Source organism: Plantactinospora sp. B24E8 (assembly GCF_039871735.1).
Lineage (GTDB): Bacteria > Actinomycetota > Actinomycetes > Mycobacteriales > Micromonosporaceae > Plantactinospora.
The window spans coordinates 1-26517 of sequence record NZ_JBDPMH010000037.1 but is presented as its reverse complement, the minus strand read 5'-3'; the positions used below and the strand labels follow the sequence as shown (position 1 = coordinate 26517).

Below are 26517 nucleotides of genomic sequence, written 5' to 3'. Positions count from 1 at the left end.
TTAGCAGACGTAGAACGTCATGGGTGTGTTGGATGGTGATGCGGAGAGGACGGGAATGGTCAGGTACCGGTCCCCGATGGTCGTCGTGGTTCCGCTCGCGGAGTAGGTGCCGCTGGTCAGGTTGCAGGCGGTGTACATGGCCCCGAGCAGCCTGCCTTCGGCGCCGTTCTCCGTGGCGGGAATCATCTTCAGCCGGGTGCTGCTCTCGGAGTTGAACCCGTCGTAGAAGTCCCACGCGCCGCCGAGTTCGCTGCTGTAGAACGGGTATTCGTCGCATTCGTGGTCGGGTAGCGGATGGTCGCTGCGTGGCACCGGGCAGGGGCTGGTCTGCTTGTACGGGTTCCGGTCCATCCAGTCCCGGGGCAGGATGGCTTCCTTGATTCCGCTGCTGACGAAGTTGAGCTGCACCCAGGTCGGCATCCGGGCCAGCGCGTCATCGTCGTTCTCCGCCGCGCCCAGCGCGTCCCTTGTTGTGACCAGCAGCATCGGGTCGGCCATGCACGGATCGCCGACGACGCCGCCGCGCGCCGTGTAGTCCAGGCACCGCTCGGCGATGTCGAGGGCCTGCTCCGGCGTGACCTCCCAGCGGCCGTTGTCCGGGGTACGGGTGGCGACGTAGTCGAGGATCCGGCGCTGGACCGCCGCCGCGCTGCTCACCCCGCGCAACTGGATGCTGACCAGGTCGGCCAGTTCCCGGTGCCCGGCCAGGGTCGGGTGGTAGCTGGCCCGGCACGGGGTCTCCCGGCCGATGCCGCTGTCGCAGCTGATGATGCCGCCGTTGGTCCAGGGCACCGTCCAGTTGTCGCAGGCCCAGTGACTGATTCCCTCCCGCCACCGTTGGGTGGTGTTGAGGAACCGGATGTCGGCGCCCTCTGCCCGCACCTGGGTCACGGCGTGCGCGATGGTGGCGTTGAGCAGGTCGGCGAGGGTGTTGAGGAAGTACATCTCGTCGGCGAGCAGGCCGACGCACGACGACGAGCCGGGCCGGTCGCCGAAGAGCTGCGGGTAGCCGAGCACCAGGATCTGTGCGTTGGGTGCCTTGGCGTGCACGGCCCGGTAGACCGCCAGCAGGTGCTCGCCGAGCTGGTCGCGTAGCAGTTTCTTCTCGTACACCCGCAGGGCCTCCGGATCGACCACTCCGGTGTCCCGGGTCAGCTTGTGTGAGGCGGAGTAGCAGGGGTCGAGGGCCGCCACGCAACTGCGGATCACCTCGGCGAAGCGCACGTCGTTGCCGCCGATGGTGAGCGTGACCAGAGTGGTTTCCTGGTCGAGGTACCCCTGGTCCACCTGCGGAATTTCGCCGTTGTAGCTGTACGGGTAGCCGAAGTCGCCGGCCGGTCCCCAGTCGGTGTGCCCGGCCTGGTCGTCGGCGGTCGGCGGGTCGTTGTACGCGTCGGTGGTGACGTTGGTGGTCATCGCCCCGGAACAGGCGAGAAGGGCGAACGAGGCGGTCCCGTCGGCGGCCTCCTGCGCGATGGTCCTGGTCTGGCCTGGTGCCCGTATCAGGCTGGGGTAGGCGCCGCTCGCGGACCGGTGGCAGGCGTTGGTCTGCCCGGTGGACCGGACGAAGTCGGTGTTGGGCAGGTACGGCGGGAGCCCTTCGCCGGACGAGTACGAGTCGCCCAGTGCGACGTACACGGCGGACGGCTTGGGGGCGGGGATGAAGGCGACCGCGTCGAAGACGATGGTGTGGCTGCCGACGCCGTCGGCCGTGTGGGTGCTCAGGGTCACCGACGGGGTGCCGTTCACCGGGAACACCCCGAGGTCGACCCAGGTGTGTGCCTGCCAGGCCTGGTTGACCACCCGGTACCGGCGGCGGCCGTCGCCGAGGTCGATGTCGTAACGGGCCTGCCCGGTCCACGCGCCCGTGTCGGGAACGAACACCTTGATCCGCACCCAGCCGTTGAGCGTACGGTCGAGGCGCCAGGTGCCGGTGACCTTGAGTTTGGTCTCCGCGCCCGCCGGCACGTAGTTGGGTCCCCGGGTGAAACCGGAGTAGAAGTGCCCACCGAACCCGGCACCGAACTGGTGGAAGTCGACCTTTGATGGATAGTGACCGGTGCCGTCGGCGGCGAAGGTCAGCCCGAACGTGCCGGCGTTGGTCCAGAACCGGGGGCAGTTGGGCCGGATCGAGGGCACCCCGTCGGGCAGGTTGTCGACGATCAGCGCCGTGCTGGGCAGGCCGGTGGCGTCGCACCTCGGCGGGTACGACGTGCCGTCGTCCTGGTAGGCATAGCCCGGGTCGAACCGGAGCAGCTCGTAGCCACAGCTCTGCGGACAGTCGGGCTTCCACACCGCCGACTGGTGGTACCAGCATCGAAGGTCGTACTTGCCGGCGGCGTTCCGGTTCGCACACGGTCCGGCCGGCTCGTTCTTGACGTCCTCGTCGTCCGGCTGGATCTTGGCGCCCGGAACGCAGTTGTTGCTGCTGTCGCAGAACAGGTTCACCGGCGGCTTGACGTTGGAGCGGTTGATCGGTCCGTTGATGTCGCCGCCGTTCCAGATCGCCGGTCGGAACGCCGCGACCAGGACGTCGGGCGCCTCTGGCAGTTCGATGGGGTGGCCGGCGAAGCCGAGGACCTTCTCCTGGTACGGCCAGTACTGGGGCCGCGCGGCGTCCGCCATGGTCCGGTCGAGGAAGGGATCGCGGTTGGCGGGATAGTGCGGGTTGGCGGGGTTGTTCAGCCACCCGACGCCCCAGGGCGAGCCGTCACCGCGATCCGGGTGGAAGCCGGAGTTGTACGCCCAAAGCGCGAAAAACCAGTTCTCGATGTACCGGGGATCACCGTTGTTGATCACCATGCCGGCCGCCCGGGTCTGGTTCCACTTCGTCTGGAGTATCTGCAGCCCGGCAGCGATGTTCGCGGCGAAGTCGAGGGCGATCGCGCGCTGCGAGTCGTACGGCAGGGAGTCGGGTTCGCCGCGCCGCATCCGGTCGGTCACCTGCATCACGCCGTACCCGCAGTCCGCGTCCGCCCAGTTGATGTCCCAGTCGTCTGCGGAGGTGTCGTTGTAGATGTCGCGTCCGTAGAAGTTGCCGATCAACGGATTGGCGGTGACTCCCGGGAGCGCCCGTCCGGTGGCCTGCCAGAGGTTGGACTCCTGGGCGGCGATGCCGAGCATGACCTGGGCCGGCACGTACCCGCCACCGCTGAGGGCCAGCGGCGGGAAGAGGCCCTGGGGCGTGTAGGCCGGCATGCCGAGGTTCTTCCAGTTGGCCTCCCGCTGCACCGTCAGCACGTTGCGTACGGCCTGGTCGATCGCCCACTCGACCTGCCGTGGCTTGGGCTGCAGGGCCTGGTTGCGCGGGTCGTTGCGGGGCACCGAGCAGGTGCGCTCCGCCTCGACCGGATCGGTCGGGGAGCCGGTCGCGGCGGTCGCGGCGGACCCACCGGAAGGGGCGGACGAGGTCGGTGCCGCAGGGCCGCCCCTCGCCGGAGCCGGGCCACTCGTGGGATGCACCGTGAAGGAGAGTTCCTGGCCCGTCGCCCGTACCCGCATCCGGATGTCGACCGGCCGACGGAGCCGCCGCGACTCCGTCTCCGTCTGCGGGGTCGCCCGCCCCGACCAGAGCACCGAGGTCAGTGCGGTGTCGCCGCGGGTCGAGACGGACGACCCCTTCGGCACGGCCAGCCCGACCGGTCCGCCCGTACCGCCGTGCCAGCTTGTGGTCCCGGTGACGTACACCTGCCCGGTCGCGTCCCTGGTCAGGTCCAGGTCGGTCAGCCCGCCGCGGGCCACGGTACGGGGTTCGGCCGCGCGGCTGGTCGACGTTCCGGTCATGCCCACGTGGTCCACGAACGCCTGGTCGCCGCTTCGGTCGAGATAGCTGACGCCGTCCCGCGCGACCATGACCCGGAAGGGGACGGCACGGGTACGGGCCAGCGTGGCGCGGCGACCGTCGTCGGTGATCCGGACCAACCGGTGCCGGTCGGCGGCGACGATCGTCGAGCCCACCGGGACCGCCGAGGTCACCTGCCCGTCGAGCACGATCGGACGAGCCACCGTACGCCCACGGGCGGCGTCCACCCTGATGATCCGGGTGCGGGCGGCGTCGTCACCGGCTGCCTGGGTATAGACGGCGGTCTCGCCGGCGCCACAGCCCGGGCTGTAGTACGCGAGCGTCGACAGCACCGGTAGCCGGGTCACCGCCCCCGTCTGGAGATCCACCACGGCCGTGAACGCTCCTCGGGAGAAGAGCGCGCCGCTGTTCGTGAACGTCCGCGGGGCGTACGCGACGGCGAGCCGCCGGCCGGAGCCGGTCACGCACGCGTTGCCGATCCACTGGTCCGCGTCGAAGCCCGGCTCGACCAGCGTGGCAGCGGTCCGCCAGGCGTACCCGTCCCGGGCGTCCGCGACGAGGACGTGCAGCCCCGCAGCGTCTCCGGAGACGACCCAGGCACGGTCCGCCGAACTCCGCCACCCCTTGCCGAGCAGACGGTCACGCTGGCTGGCAACGACGCTGGCTCCGCTCTCCTCCACGGCAGCCAGAGCCAGCGACTCGGGCGGGGCGACCGGCGCCCCGGCAGCGGGTGCCGGCCCTACCAGGGTGACGACGAGCAGCGCGGCCAGAGCAGCCGCGACGGAACATCCCAACCGCATGGATACCCTCCGAGGGAGGCGCCGAAGTCGATCGATTTTCATGCGACCGACACGACGAATTCCAGGTATTCACCTGTTCGGATTTGTTCGGAACAGTTCGGCGGCGGCGGGGGACGTCGCTTCTACACGACGGCAGCTCCATGCCCGGTCGTCCGTGACGGAAGGAGCGCTCTTCGACCTGCTCACCGGCCGGCTGCCCTTCGAGGGCGCCACCACCCTGGCCACACTGCGCCACCAGGTGTCCGCTCCCCCGCCGCGTCCCGCCGAGACACGGCCGGAGATTCCCGCGACGCTCGACGACCTGGTGCACGCACTGTTGGCGCCGCGCCCGGACGATCGGCCGGCCAACGCCGCCGAGGTCTACGCCGTACTGGCTCCGCTCTGCACGGACCTGCCGCCGATCCCCGGGGTGCTCCGGGACCCCACCGGTGCGGTGCGGGCGTATTCGGCGATCGTCGAGCGGGTGCCGGCGCAGGCCCACCCCGGGGCGCCACCGGTCGCCGAGCAGACCGGGACCGACCCGGAGCGGGCCGTACGACACGCGGAACAGTTGCACGCCACCGGGGAGCACCGGGTCGCCGCCCGACCGAGGCGACGGCTGACCGAGGAGCGGGCCCGGCAGTACGGCGACGACGACTCCCTGGTGTTCGACTACCAACGACGGGCCGCGCGGGCACACGTGGCGCTTGGCGAGCACAGCCGGGCTCTGCGGCAGCTCACCACACTGCCGCAGAGCCGGTTGCGGACCGACGGACCGGACGGCCCGGCGGTGCTCGACCTGCGAGCCGAGATCGTCCGGCTCAGCACGCGAGAGTCGACGCCACCCCCGCCTCCACTTCCGAGACAGCCACCGGACGCGGATACGTAACTGAACATCCGGGGCAGCAGCGCGGCCTTCTGCTCCGGGAAGCGGCCACCTCCGTACCGAAAGATCTGGGCGCAGTTCTGTCCGCGCGTCTCGGTGGTCAGCGCCCGCACGGCGAGCGGCGAATACATGGTGCGGTGCTTCAACCAGGCAGCCTCCTCGCCGTGCCGGTCGAAGCCGCGCCCGGTCGCCGCGTGCCCGAAGACGTCGTGGACCGCGCGGAACATGTCGTTCTCCCCGTCGCTGAGGTACGGGTGCGGGTTCCCGCTGGCCGCGCTGGCCCAGACCTTCAGCCGGCGCCGCCGTACGTCGTCGAGCATCGACTCGACGTCCTGGTACGGGTCCTCGTCGACGAACCGCACCGAGACACCGAGGCCACCGAACTCGGGTCGGCCGACCAGCAGGTGGTACTGCTGGACGGTCTCCCGACAGAACGCGGCGTACGCGGGGAAGGCCCGCTCGTCGCGGACCGGCGCCGCCACGTAGGCGTCGGCGATGGCAGTACCGATCACCGGGTCACGGCGCACACGTGCGTACACGTGTGGTGGCACGGTGGCGGCGGCCCCGGGCGCGTAGCGCCGCGCGCCGGCGCAGACGTACCCGACCGGTGTGAAGCATGGCGATGGCGCGGTGGACGGCTCGGGTACGAGCAAGGTTGTTCATGGTCCTCCTTCGGTTGTCGGGATGGATCTGGTCGGTCAGCGCGCGGGGTGCGGGTCCCCGGTCTGCTTCGGCAACCGCCCCTTGCCGGAGGCGGCGGCCTGCTGTTCAAGCCGGAGCAGTTCACCGAGCATCCGGATCTCGGAGACCCGACGCTCCTGACAAAACTTGGCGATCTTTCCGATGGTGGTGCTGTGCCCACGACGTGGCATCGGATCCTCCAGGAGGGGACTGTGAATCGGAACGATAGCACAGTAGCGTCCGTGAAGCGTGTACACAACCTCATCCTCCATGCTAGTGTTCACGGCGTGACAGACGAGCTGAGCCTCGCCCCGGGCGACACCACCCTGACCGCCAGCGGCATCGCCCGCCTGGCCAACGTCGGCAGGGCGGCGGTGAGCAACTGGCGACGCCGGTACGCCGACTTTCCGACACCGGTCGGCGGCAGCCCGGCCAGCCCGCTGTTCGACGCCCGGGCGGTGGAAGACTGGCTGCGCCGTCACGGCCGGCTGCGCCAGGCCAGCACCGAAGAGTTGGCATGGCGACACATCGAGAGCCACCAGCCGGCGGCCCAGATCAGCGACCTGCTCGGCATTGCCGGCGCGTACCTGCTCGCCCGTGCTGAGCAGTTCACCGGCGCCGACCAACTCGCCCACGCCGACCAGCCGGACGCGGTCGAGGGCGGACTGCCGACGCCGCAACAGCTCACCACCCGACTGCGGGAACTCGACCCGGGACTGGCCACGATGATCGGTCCCCTGCTGCCGAAACAGTGGACCGCGCAGCTCAGCGCCCTGCTCGGCACACTCGACCAACTCGGCACGGAACAGGGCGCGGAGACCGCCTTCGAATACCTGCACAGCAGGTACGTCTCCTCCGCCCAGTCGCTGTCCGGCCTGGCCGGCACCCCGGACCCGGTCGCCGAGGTGATGCTGGCCCTCGCCGGCACCGGTGCCCGTACCTTCGACTTCGCCAGCGGCACCGGGTCGATCCTGCGGATGGCCGCCGACCAGGCCGTGCGGGCCGGCCGCGTCACCCGCTGCCACGCCCAGGAGATCAACCCGCAGTACGCCCTGCTCACCCTGCTGCGGCTGTGGTTCGTACACCTGCGGGCCCGCCGTACCGGACTCGACGCCGAACCGCCCGTCGTCCACATCGGAGACAGCCTGCTCGCCGACGCCCTGCCCGACCTGCGGGCCGACGTCGTCGTCGCCAACTTCCCCTTCGGCATCCACGACTGGGGTCACGACCAGCTCGCCTACGACCCCCGCTGGGTCTACGGGCTGCCGCCGCGCACCGAGCCGGAACTCGCCTGGGTGCAGCACGCCCTGGCTCACCTCGCCCCCGGCGCCACCGCTGTCGTACTCATGCCGCCGGCCGCCGCATCCCGCCCGGCCGGCCGCCGCATCCGCGCGGAACTGATCCGCCGCGGCACGTTGCGCGCGGTCATCGCCCTGCCCGCCGGCCTGATGCCGCCCACCGGCATCGGGCTACAGGTCTGGGTCCTCAGCCAGCCGGATCCGCAGCAGCCGCCCAGCGGAGACCTGCTCGTGGTCGACACCACCGCCGCCTCGGCCGACCGGCCGCTCGCCGAGGTCGTCGGTGACGCCTGGCGCGCCTACCGGTCGGACAACTACCAGGAACTGCCCGGCGTCCACCGCACCGTGCCCGCCATCGAGGTACTCGACGACCAGGTCGACCTGACCCCGCAACGCCACCTGCCGCAGGCCCACGACCTCACCGTCGACCCGGCCCAGGTCATCGCCAGGATCAAGGACTTCGACCAGCTGCTCGACCAGCTGCGACACGTCCTGCCCGCGGTGCAGCAGGCGCAGGAGGCACCGCTGCGGGACGCCCCGCAGGCGGACATCGCCGACCTCGTCCGCTCCGGCAGCATCTCCGTCCAGCGTGCGCTGTCCCGCAGCAGCCGATCCACCGGCGCCGGCGCCGACACCGCCGTACTGACCGGGTCCGACATCCTCTCCGGCGGTCCGGCCAGCGGCCGGGCGACCCGCTCCGCCGACGACGGGCCAGGACCACGCGTACGCCCCGGCGACATCCTCGTCCCCGTCATCGGCAACAAGATCAGCGCCCGGGTGGCGACTCCGGAACAGGTCGGCGCCGAACTCGGCCCCGGGGCACAACTGATCCGCGTCGACACGACCCGGTTCGACCCGTGGTTCGTCGCCGGAGTCATCTCCCGTACCGACAACGCGCGGATAGCCGGCCGATCCTCGATCACCGCCAGTGGCACCCTGCGCATCGACGTCAAGCGACTCACCATCCCCGTGCTGCCGTTGGCGCAACAACAGGCGTACGGGCAGGCCATCCGGCAGCTCGTCGAGTTCCGCACCCTCCTGGACAGGGCGGCCACGAGCGGAGCCGTACTGGCCCGCGACATCAGCGACGGCCTGACGATGGGAAGCCTCGGCCTCCCCTCCTGATCCCAGCCACAGATCCGTACGCGGCGAACCGGTCGGATCGCCGTCGTCGAGGTGCCGACCCTCGGAGCACTGTGCTCGTTCGAGCGTCAGTAACCCGCTACGCTGCCTCCAGTTGGAGTTGCCGTGAGACGGCCACCTGGGAGAGATCTTGCGAAGCAAAGTGATTAAAATCAGCGATTTTGATCTTTAGCGCCGCAGGTCAACAAGTCTGCTCCCCGCGCACGCGGGGGTGATCCGTTGCCGATGAGGTTCCGGAATCGGAAATCGTACTGCTCCCCGCGCACGCGGGGGTGATCCTGGCTCCCGCCGGGTCATGACGTGCAACCCGTACTGCTCCCCGCGCACGCGGGGGTGATCCGTTCGGCGTTGAACTGCTGCTGTGCGGCGGTGCCTGCTCCCCGCGCACGCGGGGGTGATCCTCCGCAGGTCATGACGGTGACCCGGGCCGTCAACTGCTCCCCGCGCACGCGGGGGTGATCCTGGTCAGGTTGACGCCGCACGCCCAACGCGGCCCTGCTCCCCGCGCACGCGGGGGTGATCCGCACGGCCTCGGCCTCGAACGGGCCCCGCTGATCTGCTCCCCGCGCACGCGGGGGTGATCCCCGCATCGGCATCTGCCGCGACCGCGAAACCTCCTGCTCCCCGCGCACGCGGGGGTGATCCGCCGAAACTGTGGGCCGCCACGATCGAAGCCATCTGCTCCCCGCGCACGCGGGGGTGATCCCGGCGTCACCAGCCAGCGCCCGCCGGTGGCCGCCTGCTCCCCGCGCACGCGGGGGTGATCCGCCCTGCGGGTTCTCGGTGTTCGTCGGCCTCCGCTGCTCCCCGCGCACGCGGGGGTGATCCCGGATCGAAGGGCCGGGCCACGTCAGCCCACCTCTGCTCCCCGCGCACGCGGGGGTGATCCCGACACCGGGCCGATCAGGCTGGTCACCTGCTGCTGCTCCCCGCGCACGCGGGGGTGATCCCATCAGTGGCATCATCGCGGCCTTGAACAAGAACTGCTCCCCGCGCACGCGGGGGTGATCCGGATCCGCTCGTCTTCGAGTGAGCCCGGGGTGTCTGCTCCCCGCGCACGCGGGGGTGATCCTGTTGCCGGCGTCGGCCAGCAAACGGCCCCCCTCTGCTCCCGCGCAGGCGGGGGTGATCCCCTAAGCGCCGAGGCTCTCCTGGCCGCCGAGACCTGCTCCCCGCGCACGCGGGGGTGGTCCGTCTGATTGCGTACTCTTCCGCTGACGCTGCAGCTGCTCCCCGCGCATGCGGGGGTGGTCCGGCGTCGATGTACTGGCCGACCGCAGTCACCATCTGCTCCCCACGCACGCGGGGGTGATCCTGACCGGCTTTCAACTCCTCCAAAGGGAGCCTGCAGCAACCGTCGAACAGTCAGGATTCCGCGACGAATACGCCGACGCCGCCCACTCCCTCAACAACGCCTTCGATCTTGAGTGCGTTGATCGCCTGGCGAACGACGATCGCGGAGACGTCGTACTGCTTGCACAGCTCGGCCGTCGACGGCAACTTGTCGCCCGGCTTGAGGTCACCGGCGGCGATTTGGGCGCGGATGCTGTCCACAATCTGCGCCCACTTGGGCTTGGCGGGCATGTATGACTCCCAGGTCTGCACCGCCATTTGATCACGAGCCACCTTGTATAGCAAGAGATACGAGCCAGAGGGTTGCGCGTACATCACCTGTTATATACGCTTCCATCGACCGGCTCCCAGGTCTGCAACCAGTTAGGGCCGGTCGGTGTCCCATCCGCACCACGCCCGGTCGGCCGTCCCCTCCGGCCGGCCGGGCGCCCCCTGCCCGTACCCGGCTATCCCCCACCGATCAGACGGGAGGCACGATGACCAGCCCCTCCAACCAGTACCGCCGGGCGGCGACATGACCGCGCTCTCCGACGCCGGCTACGCCAGCTGGGCGCGTACCCGGATCTCCGAGGCGCGGGAGGTGATCGTCCGGCACGCGGTGTGTGCGTACACCGGGGTGTGTCTCGGGTGTGGACGGCCCGGCCCCTGCGCGACCCTGGCCGCCGCCCGGCGGACCCTGGCCCACCACGCTCACCGGCGCACCAACCAGCGAAAAGACCACACCTGGTACGGCCACCGGCAGCTTCCGATGATGACCGGCGACGTCAGTACGCCGCTGCCCACCGACGAGCTGCGCGCCGCCTGTCTGACTGTCGAGGCGGCGGTCGACCGGGCGACCCGGCAGCTTGTCGGGGCCGATCTTCCACTTCTCCACGCCGGCCCGACCCGCTGGAGCGGGGCGCTCACCGACGCCTGGGCCGCGCTCAACCTTGTGTACGCCGGCATCGCCGAGGCCCGGAAGCTCCCCGGAGCAGAGCCGGCGAGCGTACGAGAACTGATCGACGGGCTGGCCGCCGCCCAGGCCGACGCCGAACGGGCCGGCGGTGTGGTGACCCGGGTGCGCCGGCAGCTCGCGACCGCCGAGGATCGGCTGCGGCGTACCAGTGGCGACCCGGCGGCCCGGGTCGCGGCCGCGCGTTGGCGGACGGCGATCGCCCGGCTCGACCTGGTCGCGGCCCGGCTGGCGCTCGGCGCCCGGGCCGTCGACCGGTACGTCGACAGTCTCACCGGCACCGCCCCGCCGCCCCGGCCCCGGGCCAACCCGGTCAGACCGACCGCGCCCCTGGTCACCGGAGCGCGGACCGCCGCAACGGTGCTGATCAGTCTGCACCCACGCACCGGCCTTCGGGGCCTGCTGGCCCGGCTCCGCCGTACGCAGAGCGCGGCAGGTGCGGCATGGTGAGCCGGTACGTCGCCCCGCTGCGCGACCTGGCCACCGGCCGGGTACGCGACCACCAGCACCGGCTGAGCCGGCTCGACGAACGCGGCTGGCAGCGGTACGGCCTGCTGCTCGACTCCGCGTTCCGGCTCGCCGTCGACCGCCGTTTCCGGGCCGGCCAGGAGCGGGCCCCGGTGATCCGGTTCGTGGCGAGTGTGCGGGAGCGGTACGACGTCACCGGCTACGACCTGGACCCGAGGCTCGCCGAGTCGCTGCTCTGGGCCACCCTGGACGGTCGACCCGCCCCCGAGCCGGAGCAACCGTCGACAGTGGCCGCCCAGACGCTGCTGCTGGTCGGGCTGCTCGAAGACGAGGGCCTCTCCCCTGCCGAACTGGACCGCTTCCTGACCGCCGTCGAGGTTGACACCGAACAGGCAGCCGACACCGGGCAGGCAGCCGACACCGGGCAGGCAGCCGAGACCAAGCAGGCAGACGAGACCGGGCAGCTGGACGACAACGCCGGGCAGGCAGACCACGGCGATCCGCCGGACGGCTCCGATTGGACTCGACCGTGATCGGATCATCCGTTGTCCCGATCGCCGCTCACCGACCCGGGCGGAATTCCGCCGGCGCCGATGTACTAGGTTGATCCGGTACGCGGACGTAGCGCAGTTGGTAGCGCATCACCTTGCCAAGGTGAGGGTCGCGGGTTCGAGTCCCGTCGTCCGCTCCAAGGAATCCCCCGGTCCTGAGGTCAACGGCGCGGGCGGCACCCAACCGGACCGCCTCCCCTCCGTCGAGACCGACGCCGGTCTTTGTCCCGACCGGCCCCGAGTGTGGTTGGCCTGATCGACTCGTAGCGGTGCCCGCCGGCAGCCGCGACGGCCCTGGCGAGGTCGCCCTGCGTATCGCTGACGGGCCGCACCCCCGTCCCACCTGTCACCTCTGAATCAGGTCGGCGACACCCCATGAGAACAGGTCAGATGCACGTGCAGGCAACCGCGCGACATCCCTGCCGCAAGCCGACCCGATAGCGCAAAGATGTAATCCAGTAACGGGCTGTGACGTAGCCCACTGGTAACCGGACTCGTGTGTCCGTTACGGTTTAGCGGACACACGAGTCCGTTTACAGGAGATGCCACATGGCCCACGTACGCATCAGCGACGCCCTCCGCGCCGTCGCCCTCGACCCGACCGAGGAGCTCGACACCGCGCTCGACCGGTACTACGCCCCCGGCTACGTCCACCGGGCCGAAGGCCGGGAACTGGACCGGGCAGCGTTCCGACAGATGGTCGTCGCCATCCGCGGCCAGATCCGCGGCGGCACCGTCACCGTGCTCGACGAGGTGGTCGACGGCGACCGGTACGCGGAGCGGCACCGCTACCGGATCACGATGAACGACGGCACGACCGCCCAGAAGGAGGTCGTCGTCTTCGGCCGGTTCGCGCCGGACGGACGCTTCGCCGAACTCGCCGAGACGGGCGCCGACATCGGGGAGAACACCACCTCGGAAGGCCCACGGCTGCCGGATCCGGACCCGGCGACCATCCCTGCGGAGGTCAGCACCTTCCTCAGCGCGCTGCCGCCCGACCCGCAGGTCAGGATGCTCACCCACGCGACCGGCACGGTGAAGCCGTTCATCCAGTTCGCCCGGACCCTGTTCACCGCGCTCGATTTGCCCGACCGCACCCGGGAACTGGTCATCCTCACCACCGCCGAGTACACCGACTGCGATTTCGTCACCGCCCAGCATGTGCCGATGGCCCGGGCGGCCGGCGTCAGCGACGAGACCCTCCGGGTCATCGGCGAGCGCCGGCTCACCGACCCGAGCCTCACCGCGTACGACAGCCTGGTCATGCGTCTCGCCGCCGAGATCACGCAGCGGCCGACCGTACGCGACGAGCTGTTCGCCGAGGCCCGCGAGCACCTCACCGACCGTGAGATCGTCGAGGTCATCCAGGTCGTCGGCTACTACTGGACCTTCGGTCGGGTCAGCACCGTGCTGCAGGTGCCGGTGACCCAGGTCTACGGCGACGAGACGGTGACCAAGCTCGACGCCGAGACGGACTGAACGGCGGTGGCGGTGTGGGACGCTGATGCGGTGACCGAGTCGCGATCCGCCAGTGCCGCCCACCCACACCGGCGCTCCGACGCGCGTCGTAACCAGCAGCTGGTCGTCGCCGCGGCCCAGGAGTTGTTCGCCGAACACGGCCTCGAGGTGACGGTGCCCCAGGTCGCTGCTCGGGCGGGCGTCGGGCGGGCCACCGTCTATCGCAGCTATCCGACCAAGGAAGACCTCGTCGCGGCCGTTGCCGGCGAGCATTTCCACCGGCTGGAAGCTCGGGCACGACAGGCGTTGGCCGCGCCGGACGCGTACCGAGGACTGCACGAATACGTCCTGGCGCTCTTCGACGAACTGGCCCGCAACCGCGGCCTGGCCACCGCCTTCTACGAGGGACGCCTACCGTCGGCCGGAAACCTGCTCGACCTCGTCGGACGGCTGTTGCGCAACGCCGCCGGCACCGGCCACGTCCGACCTGACCTGGACACACGCGACGTGCGGATCGTCCTCTGCGGCGCGGTCCGTCAGCTGATCGTGCTTCGGGAAGACGACCCGGACGTCTGGAACCGGTACGCGACCCTGGTGCTCAACGCGTTCCGTGCCTGACCGGCCCCGGGCGGTGGGCACAGCCGACAGGTCAGCCGGCGACGGCGTAGTACATCAGGAAGGCGACCGGCGAGGCGGCGAAGCAGATCAGGAAGCCGAGTCGGGGATAGCCGGCCGCCCGGCCGGCGACCATCTTCGGCTTGCCCCAGACGCTCATCACCAGGTATCCGACGAAAAACGTCATCGCCGGCAGGCCGGCGCAGCCCCAGGCGAAGACGCCGAACGCCGCGCTGGCCTTCGCCCAGCTGGTGGTGGCGTCCCGGAGTTCGACGGCGGTAAGCATGATCCAGATGATGACCGCGAGCACGGCGGAGCAGATGCCGTAGACGGCAAGCGCGCGCCGACGCGGTGACAGCGTCGGAAACAGCGTCGGCTGCTGGGCCATCGTCTCCGCCTGGACGATCAGCATGTCGGCGCCGTCGGCGGCCTGCCGGGCCAGCTCCAGCTCGCGGTGCGGGTCGGCGGCCCACACGCCGGCCGCCGCCGGCAGGTCGACCGGTCCGCGCTGACCGGGCACATAACCGCCGGTGTCCGCACCGCTCACCGAGGTCGACGGCAGGGCGCGGCGCGCCGGCCCGCCGGCGACCTCCGGGTACGACGTACCGCCGGTCGCCGGTTCGACATGCTGCTGCCGGACGGGTGGGATGTGCGGGGCGGGTGGCGGGTGCCCGTCGTCCCGGAGCGGCTGACGCGGGGCCGGCGGCATCGGCTGTCCCGCGACGGGAGCAGCCGCAGGCGGCGGTGGCTGGGGTGGGATGTGCGGGGCGGGCGTGGAGGCGGGTGGGCCGGGCTGCACCGGCCCGCCCGGCCCCGGAGGCGGTACCGACTTGCCGATCGCCTGGCCGAGTGCGGCCAGCCGGTGCTGTTGGGCGTCGAGCCGCTGGTCGAGTCGGTCGGCGACCGCCTCCGCGCTGCCGCGCTGCTCGGCGACCCGGGCGGTGGCCTGGGCGCCGGACCGGTGCAGGTCGTGCAGGTGCCGGGCGAGTGCGGCGTACTCGGCGAAGCTGGCCACCTCAGTCTCCCTCGTCGTCCGGTTCGTGGCCCCGGCTGACGAACGGCACGATCAGCCGGGTCCGTTGGTCGTGCCGGTCGACCAGCAGCGCCCGGTTCGCCCTCGGGGTGTACGCCAGGTCGTGCTGGCCGAGGTACATCCCGAGTTCGCCGCCGGTGACGTTCAACGCCACCAGGCAGGCGACGTCGTCACGGTTGCTGGACCCGCCGATGTCGTCGGCGAGCCGCCGCAGTCCACGCCACCAGCCGAGCAGATGTACGCCGTGCGCCGGCCCCTGCCGCAGCACCGCCTGCAGGTCGTCGAGCCCGGACTTGAAGTTCTCGTCGCGGGCGGCGAGGGCGCCGCTGGCGCCGTCCATGCCGAACCCGACGACAAAGGTCCGGGCCGGTCCGTCGGTCGGCTGGCCGGCGAGTTTGCGCAGCTCGTCGCGGAGTCCGGCGGCGTCGAGCCGGGTCACCGGATGCCCGGCGCCGGTCAGCTCGTCGATCGTCGACTCGGCGAGGTCGTCGGCGACCGCGACCAACGGCGCGACCAGGAACCGGGCGCTGCCCGGCGGATGCTGGCGGGCCAGGCTGACCGTGGCGGCGTGCAGCACGCTCGCCCCGACCGGGGAGGTGCCGACGACCGCCAGGTGCCGGCCGGGGCTGGCGTCGAGCGGGAAGTTGGCGGTGGTCAGGTCGACGTCGACGGTCCGGCCGACCAGGGCGAGCGGGCGTCGTCCGCCGGCGACCAGTCCCCGGTACGTCGGATCGTCGTCGACGTGCGCCGACTCGTAGCCCTTGAAGACCGCCGGTGGCCGGGAGTTCGACCCGCGGGCCTGCCACAGTTCGTGCCGCAGGGCCGCGACCTCGGTGGCGTTGGCGTGCGCGTCCGGGAACTGGATGACGGTGTTGGCGCCGCCGATCCCGGCCGACGGGTTGACGATCGCCGAGCCGACCGGCAGCGCCCCGGCGGCCTCGTTGAGTTTGTCGAGTACGCCGTTGCCGCCGGGCAGCGCGACCCGGAGCGGGAACTGGCCGAAGATCGAGTCGGTCTTGCCGTACAGGGCTTCGATGCCGGTCATGCTCTGGCTGGCCAGGACCAGGTGGATGCCGTATGAGCGGCCCTTGCGGGCGAGTTCCTCGAGCAGGGCGGCGGCCTCCCGGGCGACCGCGTCGTTGCCGGCGAACAGCACGTGGAACTCGTCGACGACGGCGACGATCCTCGGCACCGGTTTGCCGTCCCGGGGCAGGTCGGCGAGCTTCGTGACGCCGTGGCGTTTCAGTGCCGACGCCCGCCGGTTGAGTTCGCGGCGCAGTTCGCGGAGTACGGCGACCCCGTACTCGCGGTCGGACTCGATGCCGACGGCGCGGGCGTGCGGAATCCACGACGGGTCGTGGCCGGTCGGCACGAACTCGGAGAAACTGACCCCCTCCTTGAAGTCGAGCAGATAGAGGGAGAGTTCGTCGGGTGAGTAGCGGGCGGCGAGTCCGTAGAGGACGTTGAGCAGGAAGACGGTCTTGCCGGAGCCGGTCCGGCCGCCGATCAGCCAGTGTGGGGTCTGGTCGTCGAACGCGCAGATCACCGGATCCCGGCCGGCGCGGCCGACGACCGCGCGCAGCCCGTTGCCGGACGACTCCGACCACGGCTGGCCGGGCAGCAGGTCCGGAAAGCCGAACTCGGACTCGCGGCGGTGCAGGTCGCCGAGCCGTTCGGCGAGGGCGGCGACCAGGTGCGGTGGCGGGTCGGCGTCGAGGCGTACCGGGGCGGACAGGCCGCTGCCGTCGGCGCTGAACGGATGTCCGGGCGGGTCGCCGATCCAGGCGTACCCCTGGGGGTCGAGGCGGACGGCGGTGGCCGCGCCCAACGGCGGTGGGGTGAGTCCGGCGGACCGGGGTGGGTAGCCGGCGACGAGGACGCAGGTCGCGGCGGTCGGCCCGGCGTGGGTGAGGGCGGCGAGCCGGTGCAGGTCGCGGCCCTCGGGTGCGGAGGCGGCGACCAGGAGCAGCAGTTCAGGGCTGCCGGTGCTGGCGTGCTGGGCGGCCCGGGCGTGCCGTTCGGCGTCGTCGAGCCGTTCGGCGACCTCCGCGTCGGTGGTGGCCGGCGGGTGCAGCACCCCGGCCTCGACCAGGGACCGCAGCGGCAGGAACGTCGCGCCGAGCGCGGCACTGTCCAGTACGGAGACCCGGACCGAGCCGGGTGGTGCGGCGGCCAGCAGCCGGACGACGAGGGTACGCAGCAGCGCGGCGACCGCCGGGTGCCGGGCGTCGGTGTCGAGCGCCAGGTGGGTGCCGCCGGCCAGCGGTACGACGGCCGGGAAGTCGCCGTCGACGGTGTCGGCCCAACCGAGCCGGACCGGGAGCGGGCCGGCGAAGAACCGGGCCGGTTCGGGTTCGGCGGTGAGGGTTTCGCCGACCCGGCGGAGCCGGCCGACGGTGTCGGCGGCCTCCCCGGTGTCGGGTGGGGGGCGGAGTTGGCCGAGTGCCCGGCGGGCGGCGTCCAGGTGTGCCCGGGCCTGCCGGTGGGCGGCGACCGCCCGCCCGAATGTGGCTGACAGTCCCACCCTGCCCCCAACCCGCCTCGGTTTGGTACCGCTGCCCCGACCCCGGCTCGTCGCACGGGCGGCGGACGACGCGTGGGGCGGGTAGTCACCGGAACACTAACCGACGCGGCGCCACGGTGGTTGGTACGCCGGGCGCGTCGCCGGGGCGTGCCGACGGTGCCCGGCGTACGGCTAGGACCCGACCGGGTCGCCGTAGCTGTCCGGGGGCGGTTGGGGCAGCGGGTGGGCGCCCTGCGGGCGTAGCCCGTCGAAGATGATGGCGAGGTAGCGCCGCCACAGGTCGGGCGGGGCGTCCGGCACGTAGCTGACGACGTGGTTGGGCGCGCACATCAGCAGGATGACGTCGGCGCCGGTGACGTCGGCCCGGATCGCGCCGTGTTCGCGGGCCCGGTCGACGAGTCGGTGCACGGTGTGGAACATCCGGGTCCGGAGCCGGGTGACCTCCTCGCTCAGGTCGCCGGCCTCCTGGAGGAACGACAGGTCGCGCTGTTGCCGCTGGTGGGCGGCGGCGGTGAGGAACTCCAGCAGGGCGTCGCCGGGGTCCGCCGCGTCGAGCAGCCGTTCGCCGACGTCGGTCAACGCCTGGATCCGATCCACGACGATCGCGGCGAGCAGGTCGTCCTTGGTGGCGAAGTGCCGGAACACGGTGCCCTTGCCGATGCCTGCCCGGCGGGCGATGTCGGCGACCGAGGCGTCCAGGCCCCGTTCCGCGAACTCGTCCGCGGCGGCGGCCAGCAGCAGCCTGCGGTTGCGGGCGGCGTCGGCGCGCAGCGGGCGGGGCTGGGTCACGGCTGCCACCCTAACAAGTTGACCAGGCGGTCCGCTTATCGCTAGCGTGGCCCCACAACGTGACCGTGCGGTCCGTTTATTTGGAGGTCATCCATGAAGGCAGTCGTCGCGACCGGCTACGGACCACCCGAGGAGTACACCGTGACTGAGGTGCCGACGCCCCGGCCCGGCCCGGGACAGATCCAGGTCCGGATCGCCGCCGCCTCGATCAACCCGGCCGACGTCCGGCTGCCGAGCGGCGACTTCCGCGACGCCGTACCGCTGGAGTTCCCGCACGTACCCGGCAACGACTTCGCCGGCACGGTCAGCGAGGTCGGCGCCGGCGTCACCGCGTACCGGGTCGGTGACGAGATCTTCGGTCAGGCCGTACCCCGGGCGCTGCGGGCGATGGCCGGTACCACCCGGCCGTCGCTGAGCACCGGCTCGCTAGCCGAGTACGCGGTCTTCGAGGCGGACACCCCGTTCCTGACCCACCGTCCGGCCGGCCTCGACCTCGAACAGGCCGCCGCCCTGCCCACCGTCGGCCTGACCGCCCGGGCCCTGGTCGCCACCGGGCAGGTCCGGGCCGGCGAGAGGGTCCTGGTCGTCGGCGCGACCGGCGGCGTCGGCACCACCCTGGTCCCGCTGCTCGCCGACGCCGGGGCACGGGTGGTCGCCACCGCGACCGACACCGACGCCGACCTGCTGCGCCGGCTCGGCGCCGACCAGGTCATCGGATACACCGAGACCGAGTACCCGACCGATGTCGACGTCGTGGTCAACCTGACCCTGCCCAGCGACCAACTGGTCGGCGTGGCCCGCGCGGTCCGCCCGGGCGGACGCCTCCTCACCATCACCTACCCCGTCCCCGAGCAGCAGTGGATCCGCCGGGACGACGTCGAACTGCACTTCGTGCTGGACATGGACGGCACCCTCGGCGGCATGCGCGAGGTCGGCGAACAGGCGGTCGGCGGCGCGCTGCGGGCCACCATCGGCCGCCGGTACAGCCTGGACGAGGGGCCGCAGGCCTGCGTGGACTTCGTCCGCCGACACACCACCGGCAAACTGCTCGTCACGATCTGACCGACGGCGACGCCGGGATCGCCACCGGACGATGGGCCCACACCGACGGGAGCACCACGTGACAACCGACAACGTCCGCGAACTGCGGCAGGCGTTCGACGACGCCGAGTTACGTGCCGACACCGAGCGATTGGAAGCCCTGCTCGCCGATGACTTCGTCTCCATCGGAGACCAGGGCTTCCCACTCGACAAACGGCAGTGGATCGACCGGCACGCCGACTTCGGCTACCTCTCGCTCGAAACGAGCGAGTTGGACGTACGCCGCTACGACCGCGCCGCGATCGTCCGCTGCGTCCAACGCAGCCGGGTGACCTGGCGAGGCGAGGTGATGGCCCTGACCGTCCGGCTGAGCCAGGTGTGGGTGGAACTGCCGGGCGGCTGGCGGCTCGCCGGCATCCAGTTCAGTCCGTACGCCCCGGTCTGAGCCGCTTCCCACCGAACTCGCCGGGGCCTACACGGTGGACGCCCGGCCCCCTCAGCCGAGGTGGCGGCCGCAGGTCGGCGGGGCCGCAGCCCGCCGGCCGCGACGCACCGTTCGGGAGCGTGTCAGGCGTGGAGAAGCGGACCTTCTACCTCAGGAAGCGACAACAGGTCCCAGTGCAGGGTGTGCAGCACCGGCGGGGCGTCCGGGCCGAGCGCGGCGAGGGTGGCCAGGCCGGCCGCCTCCACGTGGTCGTGCACCAGGTCGATGTCGCCGCCGTCCCACAGTCGCCGGACCGCGGCGTGCAGGTGGCTCTGCACGATCCCGCACGCCTGGTTGTACGGGCGCTGCAGGTGGCCGAACTGTCCGTCGGGGAAGATCGCGAGTTTCTCGTCGACCGGGAGTTCGCTGCTGTCGACGGTGCCGAGGACCACCCGGACCCCGAGTCGGCGCAGTTCGGGGACGAGGGTGGCGACCACGTTCTCGATCCCGCCGTACCCCTTCGGCGGCACCGGCAGCCACGGCCCGGCGTTGACCAGGACGGTGAGGCTCATGCGCCGGTCACCGCCAGTCCGGCCGGACGGGCGGACCGGTTCGGGGCGCCGGCCGTCCGGGCCTGGGTCGCCGCGCTCCGGGTCCGCTGCCGGTGCCACCGGGTGCGGAACCGCTCGTCGACGCTGGCCAGCGGTGGCCGTTCGGCGACCGAGACGTCGGTGACCACGATGTCCCGGTCCAGGTTCGGCAGGACCTGGTCGCCGCCGCGCCGGAACTGGGTGAGGACGCCGGCCGGCGGCACCGGGTCGGTGACCAGGCCACGCCGGTGCAGCCGGGACCAGACGGTGTAGAGGATCTGGGCCGACATCCGGCCGAGCGCCTCGGTGTCCTGGTGCCGGTGCAGCCGTTCACCGAGGTCGACCTGGGCGAGGGCGTCCAGGCCGACCAGGTCGACCAGGTCGATCAGCATGGCGATCTCGACGCCGTAGCCGGAGACGAACGGGATCTGGTCCAGGACGGCACGGCGGCCGGCGTACTCGCCGGCGAGCGGCTGGACAAACCCGGCCAGCTCCGGGACGAAGAGGCTGAGCAGCGGGCGGGCCATCAGTTCGGTGACCCGGCCGCCGCCGTCGGGTTCGACCCCGGCGGCGCCGACCAGCGGGCGGTGGTAGAAGCCCTTGACGAACGCGACCGTCGGGTCGGTGAGCAGCGGGCCGAGCAGTCCGGTGACGAAGCGGGGCGAGAAGCGGCGCAGGTCGGCGTCGACAAACGCGACGACGTCGCCGCCGGCCGCGGCGAGACCGGCCCAGAGCGCGTCGCCCTTGCCGTCGAGTCGGGGCAGCCCGCGGGTCATCTGGTCCTGGCTGACCACCCGGGCGCCGGCAGCGGTCGCCACCTCGGCCGTCCCGTCGGTCGAGCGGGAGTCGACGACGATCAGTTCGTCGACAAGCGGGGTCTTCTCGACCAGGTGCCGGCGCAGCGTGTCGATAATCGCGCCGACCGTCGCCTCCTCGTCGCGGGCCGGGATGACCACGCTGACCGTGCTCTCCCCCTTGGCCTTGAGCAGTCGGCGTGCCGTCCACTGTGCGGCGTCGCGGGTACGGTACGTGGTCCACGCCCCGACAACGGGTGAGACGGTGGTCGCTGACTGCCGCACGGGCACCCCCTGGGTCGTGAATGAGCCGGGCCGAACATTCCCTCGATCGGGTCCCGCCAATCGGGTCCCGGGGTAACAGCTTGATCAGCTCGACCGCCGATGACGCGGCGTCGTGATGAACGTTTCATTTCCGGCCGGGCCGGAGAAGGTCGTCGGAGGACGTGGAGTCGACGGTCGGCGGAGACGGTGGGAGGTGACCCGATGCGGGTCTGTCGGGTGGGGCTGGTCGGGGCGGGCAACGTGGCGCAGCGACATGCCCGGGTCCTGGCCGGCTTCGACGACGTACGGATCGTCGGGGTGACGGACGTGGCGGCGGAGTCGGCGCGGCGGCTGGCGGCGGCGTACGACGCCCGGGCTTTCCCGGACCCGGCCGCGCTGCTCGCGGCCGACCTGGACGCGGTGTACGTCTGCGTGCCGCCGTTCGCGCACGGCCCGGTCGAGGAGGCGGTCCTCGAGGCCGGCCTGCCGATGTTCGTGGAGAAGCCGATCGGGCTGGACCGGGAGACCGCGCTGCGGACCGCCGAACTGGTCCGGCACGGCGGGCTGGTGACCGCGGTCGGGCACCACTGGCGATATCTGACCGTGGTCGAGCAGGCCCGCCGGATCCTCGCCGACCGGCCGGTGCGGCTGGTCACCGGCGCCTGGCTGGACAAGGTGCCGCCGGTCGGTTGGTGGCCGCGCCGGGACACCTCCGGCGGGCCGGTGGTGGAGCAGGCCGCGCACGTACTCGACCTGGCCCGGCACCTGGCCGGCGAGGTGGTCGAGGTGTACGCGGCCGGCAATGGTGTCCCGCCGGCGGTCGACGGTGCCGACATCGACTCGGCGACCGCCGTGATTCCGGCACCTTGAACGAGCACCACTTGAGCAGGTTCTTCGGGTACCACCTGCCGTGGTAGATGATCGATGGTTGTTGATCGTCAGCTTCTTTGGGTACCAGTGGCCGGGGGCCGAAGATCGACAGCTTGTTCGGGCACCACCTGGTCGTGGGTGGCCGCGTGGTGGTTGTCAGCGGGTCGCTTCGGCGGGTTGAGGGCTGCGATTGGGTAGGATCTGCGCAGACCGGGTTCTTTCAGGCTCCGCTCCCGATGTGGGGTCTGAAGGGCCCGGCTCTTGCGTGAGGGGTGGGACACGGCGGCGTCGGGACGGTTCGGTCCCGACGCCGCCGTTCGTGGAGGGGGTGGGCGCCGGCGTCCAGGCTCCAATGCAGGGTCGGGTACGCCCTCAACCTACAAAGCGCTGATCAACATCGGTGACCGCGTCGGGGCAACCGGCCTCGGAGGTCTAGAGATCGTCAGCGATCGAGCGACTACACCGGGTGACGACTTGTAGCCCGCACGGCTTCCGGATCTGCCGATGACAGGACGGGTTACCGAAGGTCACGCCAGCTCAAGCCCTGGTACGAGGCGCCTCTGTTAGCAGGTACGCCAGCCGGGTCAGGTCCACCAGGCGAAGATCGGCGTCGACGCCCTTGAGGCCGGCCGTCGTCGCGCCCGCTGCGCGTCCGGCCTCGACCCCGACGGCGGCGTCCTCGACGACGAGGCAATACTCGGGCGGTACGTCGAGCAGCCGGGCGGCGTGCAGGTAGCCCTCCGGATCGGGCTTGCCGGCGCTGACGTCGTCAACCGTGACCAGCACCGGCGGGTCGATACCGGCGGCGGCCAGTCGCGCCTTGGCCAGCCGGGTGTCGGCGCTGGTCACCACCGCCCACGGTAGGCCCAGCCGGGCCAGGGTCACCAGCAGGTCCCGCGCGCCCCGGGTCGGGGTGACGTCGGCGAGATCGTCGTACTGCAGCGCCAACTGCCGCGCGGCCGCCGTCCTGACCTGCGCGTCGTCGAGCGCCGGCAGCAACCGCCGTACGGTGCGCTCGGCTGGGCTGCCGTGGGCGATCGCCAGGGCCGTGGCCGAATCGACGCCATACTCGCCGGCCCACTCCCGCCACGCCCGCTCGACCGCGGCATCGGAGTCCACCAGCGTGCCATCCATGTCCAGCAGGACTGCGGACACCGTCGACAGGTCCATGACCAACCCCCTCGTTTATACTCGCGGTACGAGCATAAGGCGGTGGTCCCCTCCCATGGCAAGCCCTACCCGACAGCGTGCGGACGCGGCCAGATGGCATACCGTGTCGCAGGTACTCGCCGTGCTGGCCCGTCGCCCCGGAATCACCCGCGCGGAGATGGCCCGCGAGCTGGGACTGGCCAGCGGCCTGGCCACCGAGATCACCGCTCGGATGCGCGAGCTGCGGCTACTGACCGAGGCACCGGCCCCGGTCCGTGGGCGTGGCCGACCCACCACCGTGCTACGGCCGCACCCCGAGGGTCCGGTCGTGCTCGCCGTCGACGTGCGTCAGGGACAGTGGCGGCAGGCCGTCATCACCGTCGAGGGGCAGCCGCACGAGTTGCGGCACCACCGGCACCGCAGCCGCCGCCCGGAAACGGTCCTCGGCGCGGTGCGCAAGACGATCGACCACGCCCTGACCCGGTACGGCGGACGGCTCCGGGCGGTGTCCCTGGCCGTCGCCGCCACCATTCATGACCGGCACCTCGTCCAAGCCTCCACTCTCGGCTGGGGACCGGTCGACCTCGACACCCTCACCAGCGGTACGTCCCTGCCACTGCTGATCGGCAACGACGCCACCCTTGCCGCAGCCGCGGAGGCGCGTACCGGGGCGGCAACCGCCGCCGGCACCGCGCTGCACCTCATCGTCGAGGCCGGCATCGGCGGCGCGCTCACCATCGATGGTCGACCCGTCACCGGCGCTCACGGCGCCGCCGGAGAGTACGGACACCTGCCGCTCGGCGACCGCGAGCTGCGCTGCCCGTGCGGCGCCCGTGGTTGCTGGGAACTTGAGGTCGACGGCCGCGCGCTCGCCCGCCATCTCGGCGAACCAGCCCCGACCGACCCGCACGGTTACACCCGCGACGTCCTCAACCGCACCGGTCACGACACCCGGGCCCGACAGGCGGTCACCACCGTCGCGCAAGCCCTCGCCGCCGGCATCGCCGGCCTGGTCAACATCCACGATCCCGACCTGATCACCCTCGGCGGCCTCGGTCCCGCCCTGCGCGACGCCGCCCGGGTTGCCTTTCAGAACGCCTACACCGGGGGCCTCATGACCTCGCACCGCACCCAGCCGCCCCCAGTCGTTGACGCCACCCATGGCGACGACGGGCCGCTGCGCGGCGCCGCGATCATCGGCCTCGACCACACCACCAGCGAAGCGGCTCTCGCGAACTGGGCCACCAGCAGCCGATCGCCGGATCGCGGGCCGGCGCGGCGGTGACGAGACGTTCAGGACGAGTTTGGACGGCCCGGCCCGTTACCCTGCTTCTCCTGCCCAGCCGTATTCGTCCCCGCCCGCACCAAACAGGAAGTGCCGCCGCGAATCAAACACCTTGATTGAGCACCGCTCAGGCAGATTCTTCAAGTACCGGAGGAACCGACGGCGCCGTCTAGGACGCGGTAACGATGGGGATACTAGGAACTGTTCCCGCATGGTGCGCTCATCACCGCCTTACGACAGGAAACCCGACCACGCATCGATCTTCGCATGACGGTCCGCACGGCTCGGCGCATGATCACGTGCGCGGTTCTAGCCGCAACCCGCGTGCTGACCGTGCCGGCTGGTAACCCAGCGTAAGGGGACCGCCGACGCCAACGCCGCCCGAACGGTACGACGCGACACCTGATGCCGGCGCGCCAACTCTCGCTGAGACACCGACGGATCTGCCCGCCGATCAGCCCGGATGCGCTCGAACAACTCGACACGCGTGAACACCCCGGCCTCCCGATATGATCGGGATCAACCTAAACCCGGCGATATCAACAAGTCGAATAAGAAAGGCATAGCAGGCATCCCGCGTGTCAAACATGGTGCCGAAACAAGTTGCCGATCTTTCCTATCGACGAATGACGACCGCTAGATGATTGAGTCCTAAATCTTTGCTGGTCAATGGTCGTACGCGATGAGTGATCGTGGGTTGGGTGCGCCGATGTTGGTGTTGTGCCAGATCACAGCGGCCAGAGCGAGGAGGCGCTGACCGACGCGGGCGAACAGGCCGTCGTGGCGGCGGGCTCCGTGTCGTTCCAGGGAGAGCTGACCTTTCAGGCTCTGGAAGATCGACTCGATCCATTGGCGGGCGCGGAGCAGGGCTTTCTCGGCCGGGGTGCGTGGGGCGTCGGCCTTGGCGTTCGCGCGTTTCGGCCGGACGAGGTGGATGTTCCGCAGGTCGCAGAAGTGATCGAACTCCGGACTGGCGAAGCCGCGATCGGCCAGGATGACCTGCCCCTCGGCGATCAGGTGGTGGTCGGCCTCGATGAGGGCGGCCATCACCTCACGCTCGTCGAGTTTCGGATGGGCCAGGCACCACAGCACCGGCATGCCCTCGGCCGTCGCGAGGAGATACAGGCGCATGCCCCAGAAGTAGCGGGAGTGTGAGGCGCTGTAGCCGTAGCCGGCGTCTCCGGCCAGGTCCGAGCGTTTCGCGGTCTCGCGAGAGGTGCCGCACGGCACCGGGGTGGAGTCGATCAGCCGCAGGATCGGGGCACTCGTCGGGGTGACATGTGCCAGGGCTCGCAGCACGGTGGCGATGAGCTGGCCGCTGCCGCGGACTCGTTTGCCGTAACCGGACGCGGTCGGCAGGTACGGGAAGGCGTCTCGGAGGTGGGTGCCGGCCCAGCGGATCCAGTGCCGTTCGCGAGGGAACTCGAACAACACCTGGGTGATCATCAGGCAGATCAGCTCGGCGTCGGACAGTTGCCGGGGACGGCCGGGACGGCGGCGATGCGGTACCAGGTGATCGTCTACGAACACGTACAGTGCAGTCAGAAGGGTGTCGATGTCGGCAGTCACGAGCAGACAACGACACCCTTCCCTGTATCGATACGCCAAGTCCCCCACCAGGCCAGATTTAGGACTCAATCATCTAGGCCGTGTGTCATAAGTGCCGTTCGAGTCTCCGAAGCCAGGTGTCGATCATGCTGATGGTGGCGGTGGCTTCGTAGCGCACGGCGAGTTTGTCGTAGCGGGTGGCCACGGCGCGGTGTTGTTT

21 protein-coding genes, 1 tRNA gene and 1 CRISPR repeat array are annotated in these 26517 nt (G+C 71.1%); of the genes, 12 read left to right on the top strand and 10 right to left on the bottom strand.

Annotated elements, in window-relative coordinates:
* On the bottom strand, positions 1–4602 hold the full coding sequence (locus ABGB21_RS31535) for a hypothetical protein (RefSeq protein ID WP_347655804.1): 4602 nt from the start codon (positions 4600–4602) through the stop codon (positions 1–3).
* Between the two features lie 154 nt (positions 4603–4756).
* Here ABGB21_RS31535 and ABGB21_RS31530 point away from each other — a divergent pair, with 154 nt between their 5' ends.
* Positions 4757–5470 carry a hypothetical protein gene (locus tag ABGB21_RS31530; RefSeq protein ID WP_347655803.1) on the top strand — a complete coding sequence of 238 codons (714 nt, stop codon included), beginning with the start codon at positions 4757–4759 and terminating at the stop codon, positions 5468–5470.
* Between the two features lie 222 nt (positions 5471–5692).
* Entirely contained in the window at positions 5693–5953 is a 261-nt protein-coding gene (locus ABGB21_RS31525; protein ID WP_347680878.1) for a hypothetical protein, read from the top strand.
* A gap of 212 nt (positions 5954–6165) precedes the next feature.
* Here the strand turns inward: ABGB21_RS31525 and ABGB21_RS31520 are convergent, their stop codons facing one another.
* Positions 6166–6339, bottom strand: coding sequence for a hypothetical protein (locus ABGB21_RS31520; RefSeq protein WP_347680876.1), 174 nt, complete (start codon positions 6337–6339; stop codon positions 6166–6168).
* Between the two features lie 96 nt (positions 6340–6435).
* On the opposite strand from ABGB21_RS31520, the gene ABGB21_RS31515 reads away from it, so the two are divergent.
* Positions 6436–8571, top strand: coding sequence for an N-6 DNA methylase (locus tag ABGB21_RS31515; RefSeq protein WP_347680874.1), 2136 nt, complete (start codon positions 6436–6438; stop codon positions 8569–8571).
* A gap of 208 nt (positions 8572–8779) precedes the next feature.
* Positions 8780–9904: a CRISPR direct-repeat array (repeat unit 28 nt; unit sequence CTGCTCCCCGCGCACGCGGGGGTGATCC).
* A 50-nt stretch (positions 9905–9954) separates the two neighbouring features.
* Here the strand turns inward: ABGB21_RS31515 and ABGB21_RS31510 are convergent.
* Positions 9955–10200: a winged helix-turn-helix domain-containing protein gene (locus tag ABGB21_RS31510; protein WP_347680872.1), complete on the bottom strand. Its 246-nt coding sequence runs from the start codon at positions 10198–10200 to the stop codon at positions 9955–9957.
* 256 nt (positions 10201–10456) lie between these two features.
* Here ABGB21_RS31510 and ABGB21_RS31505 point away from each other — a divergent pair, with 256 nt between their 5' ends.
* The 5 genes from ABGB21_RS31505 to ABGB21_RS31485 all read left to right on the top strand — a co-directional run bounded on the left by ABGB21_RS31505 (position 10457) and on the right by ABGB21_RS31485 (position 13989).
* On the top strand, positions 10457–11344 hold the full coding sequence (locus ABGB21_RS31505) for a hypothetical protein (protein ID WP_347680870.1): 888 nt from the start codon (positions 10457–10459) through the stop codon (positions 11342–11344).
* Positions 11338–11895 carry a hypothetical protein gene (locus tag ABGB21_RS31500; RefSeq protein ID WP_347680868.1) on the top strand — a complete coding sequence of 186 codons (558 nt, stop codon included), beginning with the start codon at positions 11338–11340 and terminating at the stop codon, positions 11893–11895. Before ABGB21_RS31505 ends, ABGB21_RS31500 begins: the two co-directional genes overlap by 7 nt.
* Before the next feature lie 82 nt (positions 11896–11977).
* Positions 11978–12053: transfer RNA gene (locus ABGB21_RS31495), tRNA-Gly, on the top strand.
* A 409-nt stretch (positions 12054–12462) separates the two neighbouring features.
* Positions 12463–13392, top strand: a complete 930-nt coding sequence (locus ABGB21_RS31490; protein WP_347680866.1) for a carboxymuconolactone decarboxylase family protein — start codon at positions 12463–12465, stop codon at positions 13390–13392.
* A gap of 30 nt (positions 13393–13422) precedes the next feature.
* Positions 13423–13989 (top strand): helix-turn-helix domain-containing protein, encoded by a 567-nt coding sequence (locus ABGB21_RS31485; protein WP_347658558.1) that lies wholly within the window; start codon positions 13423–13425, stop codon positions 13987–13989.
* Positions 13990–14020: 31 nt separating this feature from the next.
* On the opposite strand, the gene ABGB21_RS31480 is transcribed toward ABGB21_RS31485, so the two are convergent.
* The 3 genes from ABGB21_RS31480 to ABGB21_RS31470 all read right to left on the bottom strand — a co-directional run bounded on the left by ABGB21_RS31480 (position 14021) and on the right by ABGB21_RS31470 (position 18332).
* The gene (locus tag ABGB21_RS31480; RefSeq protein ID WP_347680864.1) at positions 14021–15001 is read right to left on the bottom strand and encodes a hypothetical protein; all 981 of its coding nucleotides are present in this window, start codon (positions 14999–15001) and stop codon (positions 14021–14023) included.
* Between the two features lies 1 nt (position 15002).
* A complete protein-coding gene (locus ABGB21_RS31475) occupies positions 15003–17543 on the bottom strand; it encodes an FtsK/SpoIIIE domain-containing protein (RefSeq protein WP_347680862.1) in 2541 nt (846 codons plus the stop codon).
* A gap of 171 nt (positions 17544–17714) precedes the next feature.
* Positions 17715–18332: a helix-turn-helix domain-containing protein gene (locus ABGB21_RS31470; RefSeq protein WP_347680860.1), complete on the bottom strand. Its 618-nt coding sequence runs from the start codon at positions 18330–18332 to the stop codon at positions 17715–17717.
* Positions 18333–18425: 93 nt separating this feature from the next.
* Here ABGB21_RS31470 and ABGB21_RS31465 point away from each other — a divergent pair, with 93 nt between their 5' ends.
* Together ABGB21_RS31465 and ABGB21_RS31460 are read left to right on the top strand one after the other, a co-directional pair.
* Positions 18426–19394, top strand: coding sequence for an NADP-dependent oxidoreductase (locus ABGB21_RS31465; RefSeq protein WP_347658554.1), 969 nt, complete (start codon positions 18426–18428; stop codon positions 19392–19394).
* A 58-nt stretch (positions 19395–19452) separates the two neighbouring features.
* Positions 19453–19818 carry a nuclear transport factor 2 family protein gene (locus ABGB21_RS31460; protein ID WP_347658553.1) on the top strand — a complete coding sequence of 122 codons (366 nt, stop codon included), beginning with the start codon at positions 19453–19455 and terminating at the stop codon, positions 19816–19818.
* 122 nt (positions 19819–19940) lie between these two features.
* On the opposite strand, the gene ABGB21_RS31455 is transcribed toward ABGB21_RS31460, so the two are convergent.
* Together ABGB21_RS31455 and ABGB21_RS31450 are read right to left on the bottom strand one after the other, a co-directional pair.
* The gene (locus tag ABGB21_RS31455) at positions 19941–20369 is read right to left on the bottom strand and encodes a glycosyltransferase (protein ID WP_347658552.1); all 429 of its coding nucleotides are present in this window, start codon (positions 20367–20369) and stop codon (positions 19941–19943) included.
* Positions 20366–21466, bottom strand: a complete 1101-nt coding sequence (locus tag ABGB21_RS31450) for a glucosyl-3-phosphoglycerate synthase (protein ID WP_347658551.1) — start codon at positions 21464–21466, stop codon at positions 20366–20368. The genes ABGB21_RS31455 and ABGB21_RS31450 overlap by 4 nt, the downstream gene beginning before the upstream one ends.
* 201 nt (positions 21467–21667) lie before the next feature.
* Here ABGB21_RS31450 and ABGB21_RS31445 point away from each other — a divergent pair, with 201 nt between their 5' ends.
* Positions 21668–22315, top strand: coding sequence for a Gfo/Idh/MocA family oxidoreductase (locus tag ABGB21_RS31445; protein ID WP_347658550.1), 648 nt, complete (start codon positions 21668–21670; stop codon positions 22313–22315).
* A gap of 537 nt (positions 22316–22852) precedes the next feature.
* On the opposite strand, the gene ABGB21_RS31440 is transcribed toward ABGB21_RS31445, so the two are convergent.
* Positions 22853–23485: an HAD-IA family hydrolase gene (locus ABGB21_RS31440; RefSeq protein ID WP_347658549.1), complete on the bottom strand. Its 633-nt coding sequence runs from the start codon at positions 23483–23485 to the stop codon at positions 22853–22855.
* A 103-nt stretch (positions 23486–23588) separates the two neighbouring features.
* Between ABGB21_RS31440 and ABGB21_RS31435 the strand changes: the two genes are divergently transcribed.
* Positions 23589–24749, top strand: a complete 1161-nt coding sequence (locus tag ABGB21_RS31435) for an ROK family transcriptional regulator (protein WP_347658548.1) — start codon at positions 23589–23591, stop codon at positions 24747–24749.
* Between the two features lie 666 nt (positions 24750–25415).
* On the opposite strand, the gene ABGB21_RS31430 is transcribed toward ABGB21_RS31435, so the two are convergent.
* Positions 25416–26318 carry an IS982 family transposase gene (locus tag ABGB21_RS31430; RefSeq protein WP_347658674.1) on the bottom strand — a complete coding sequence of 301 codons (903 nt, stop codon included), beginning with the start codon at positions 26316–26318 and terminating at the stop codon, positions 25416–25418.
* Positions 26319–26517: the final 199 nt, after the last annotated feature.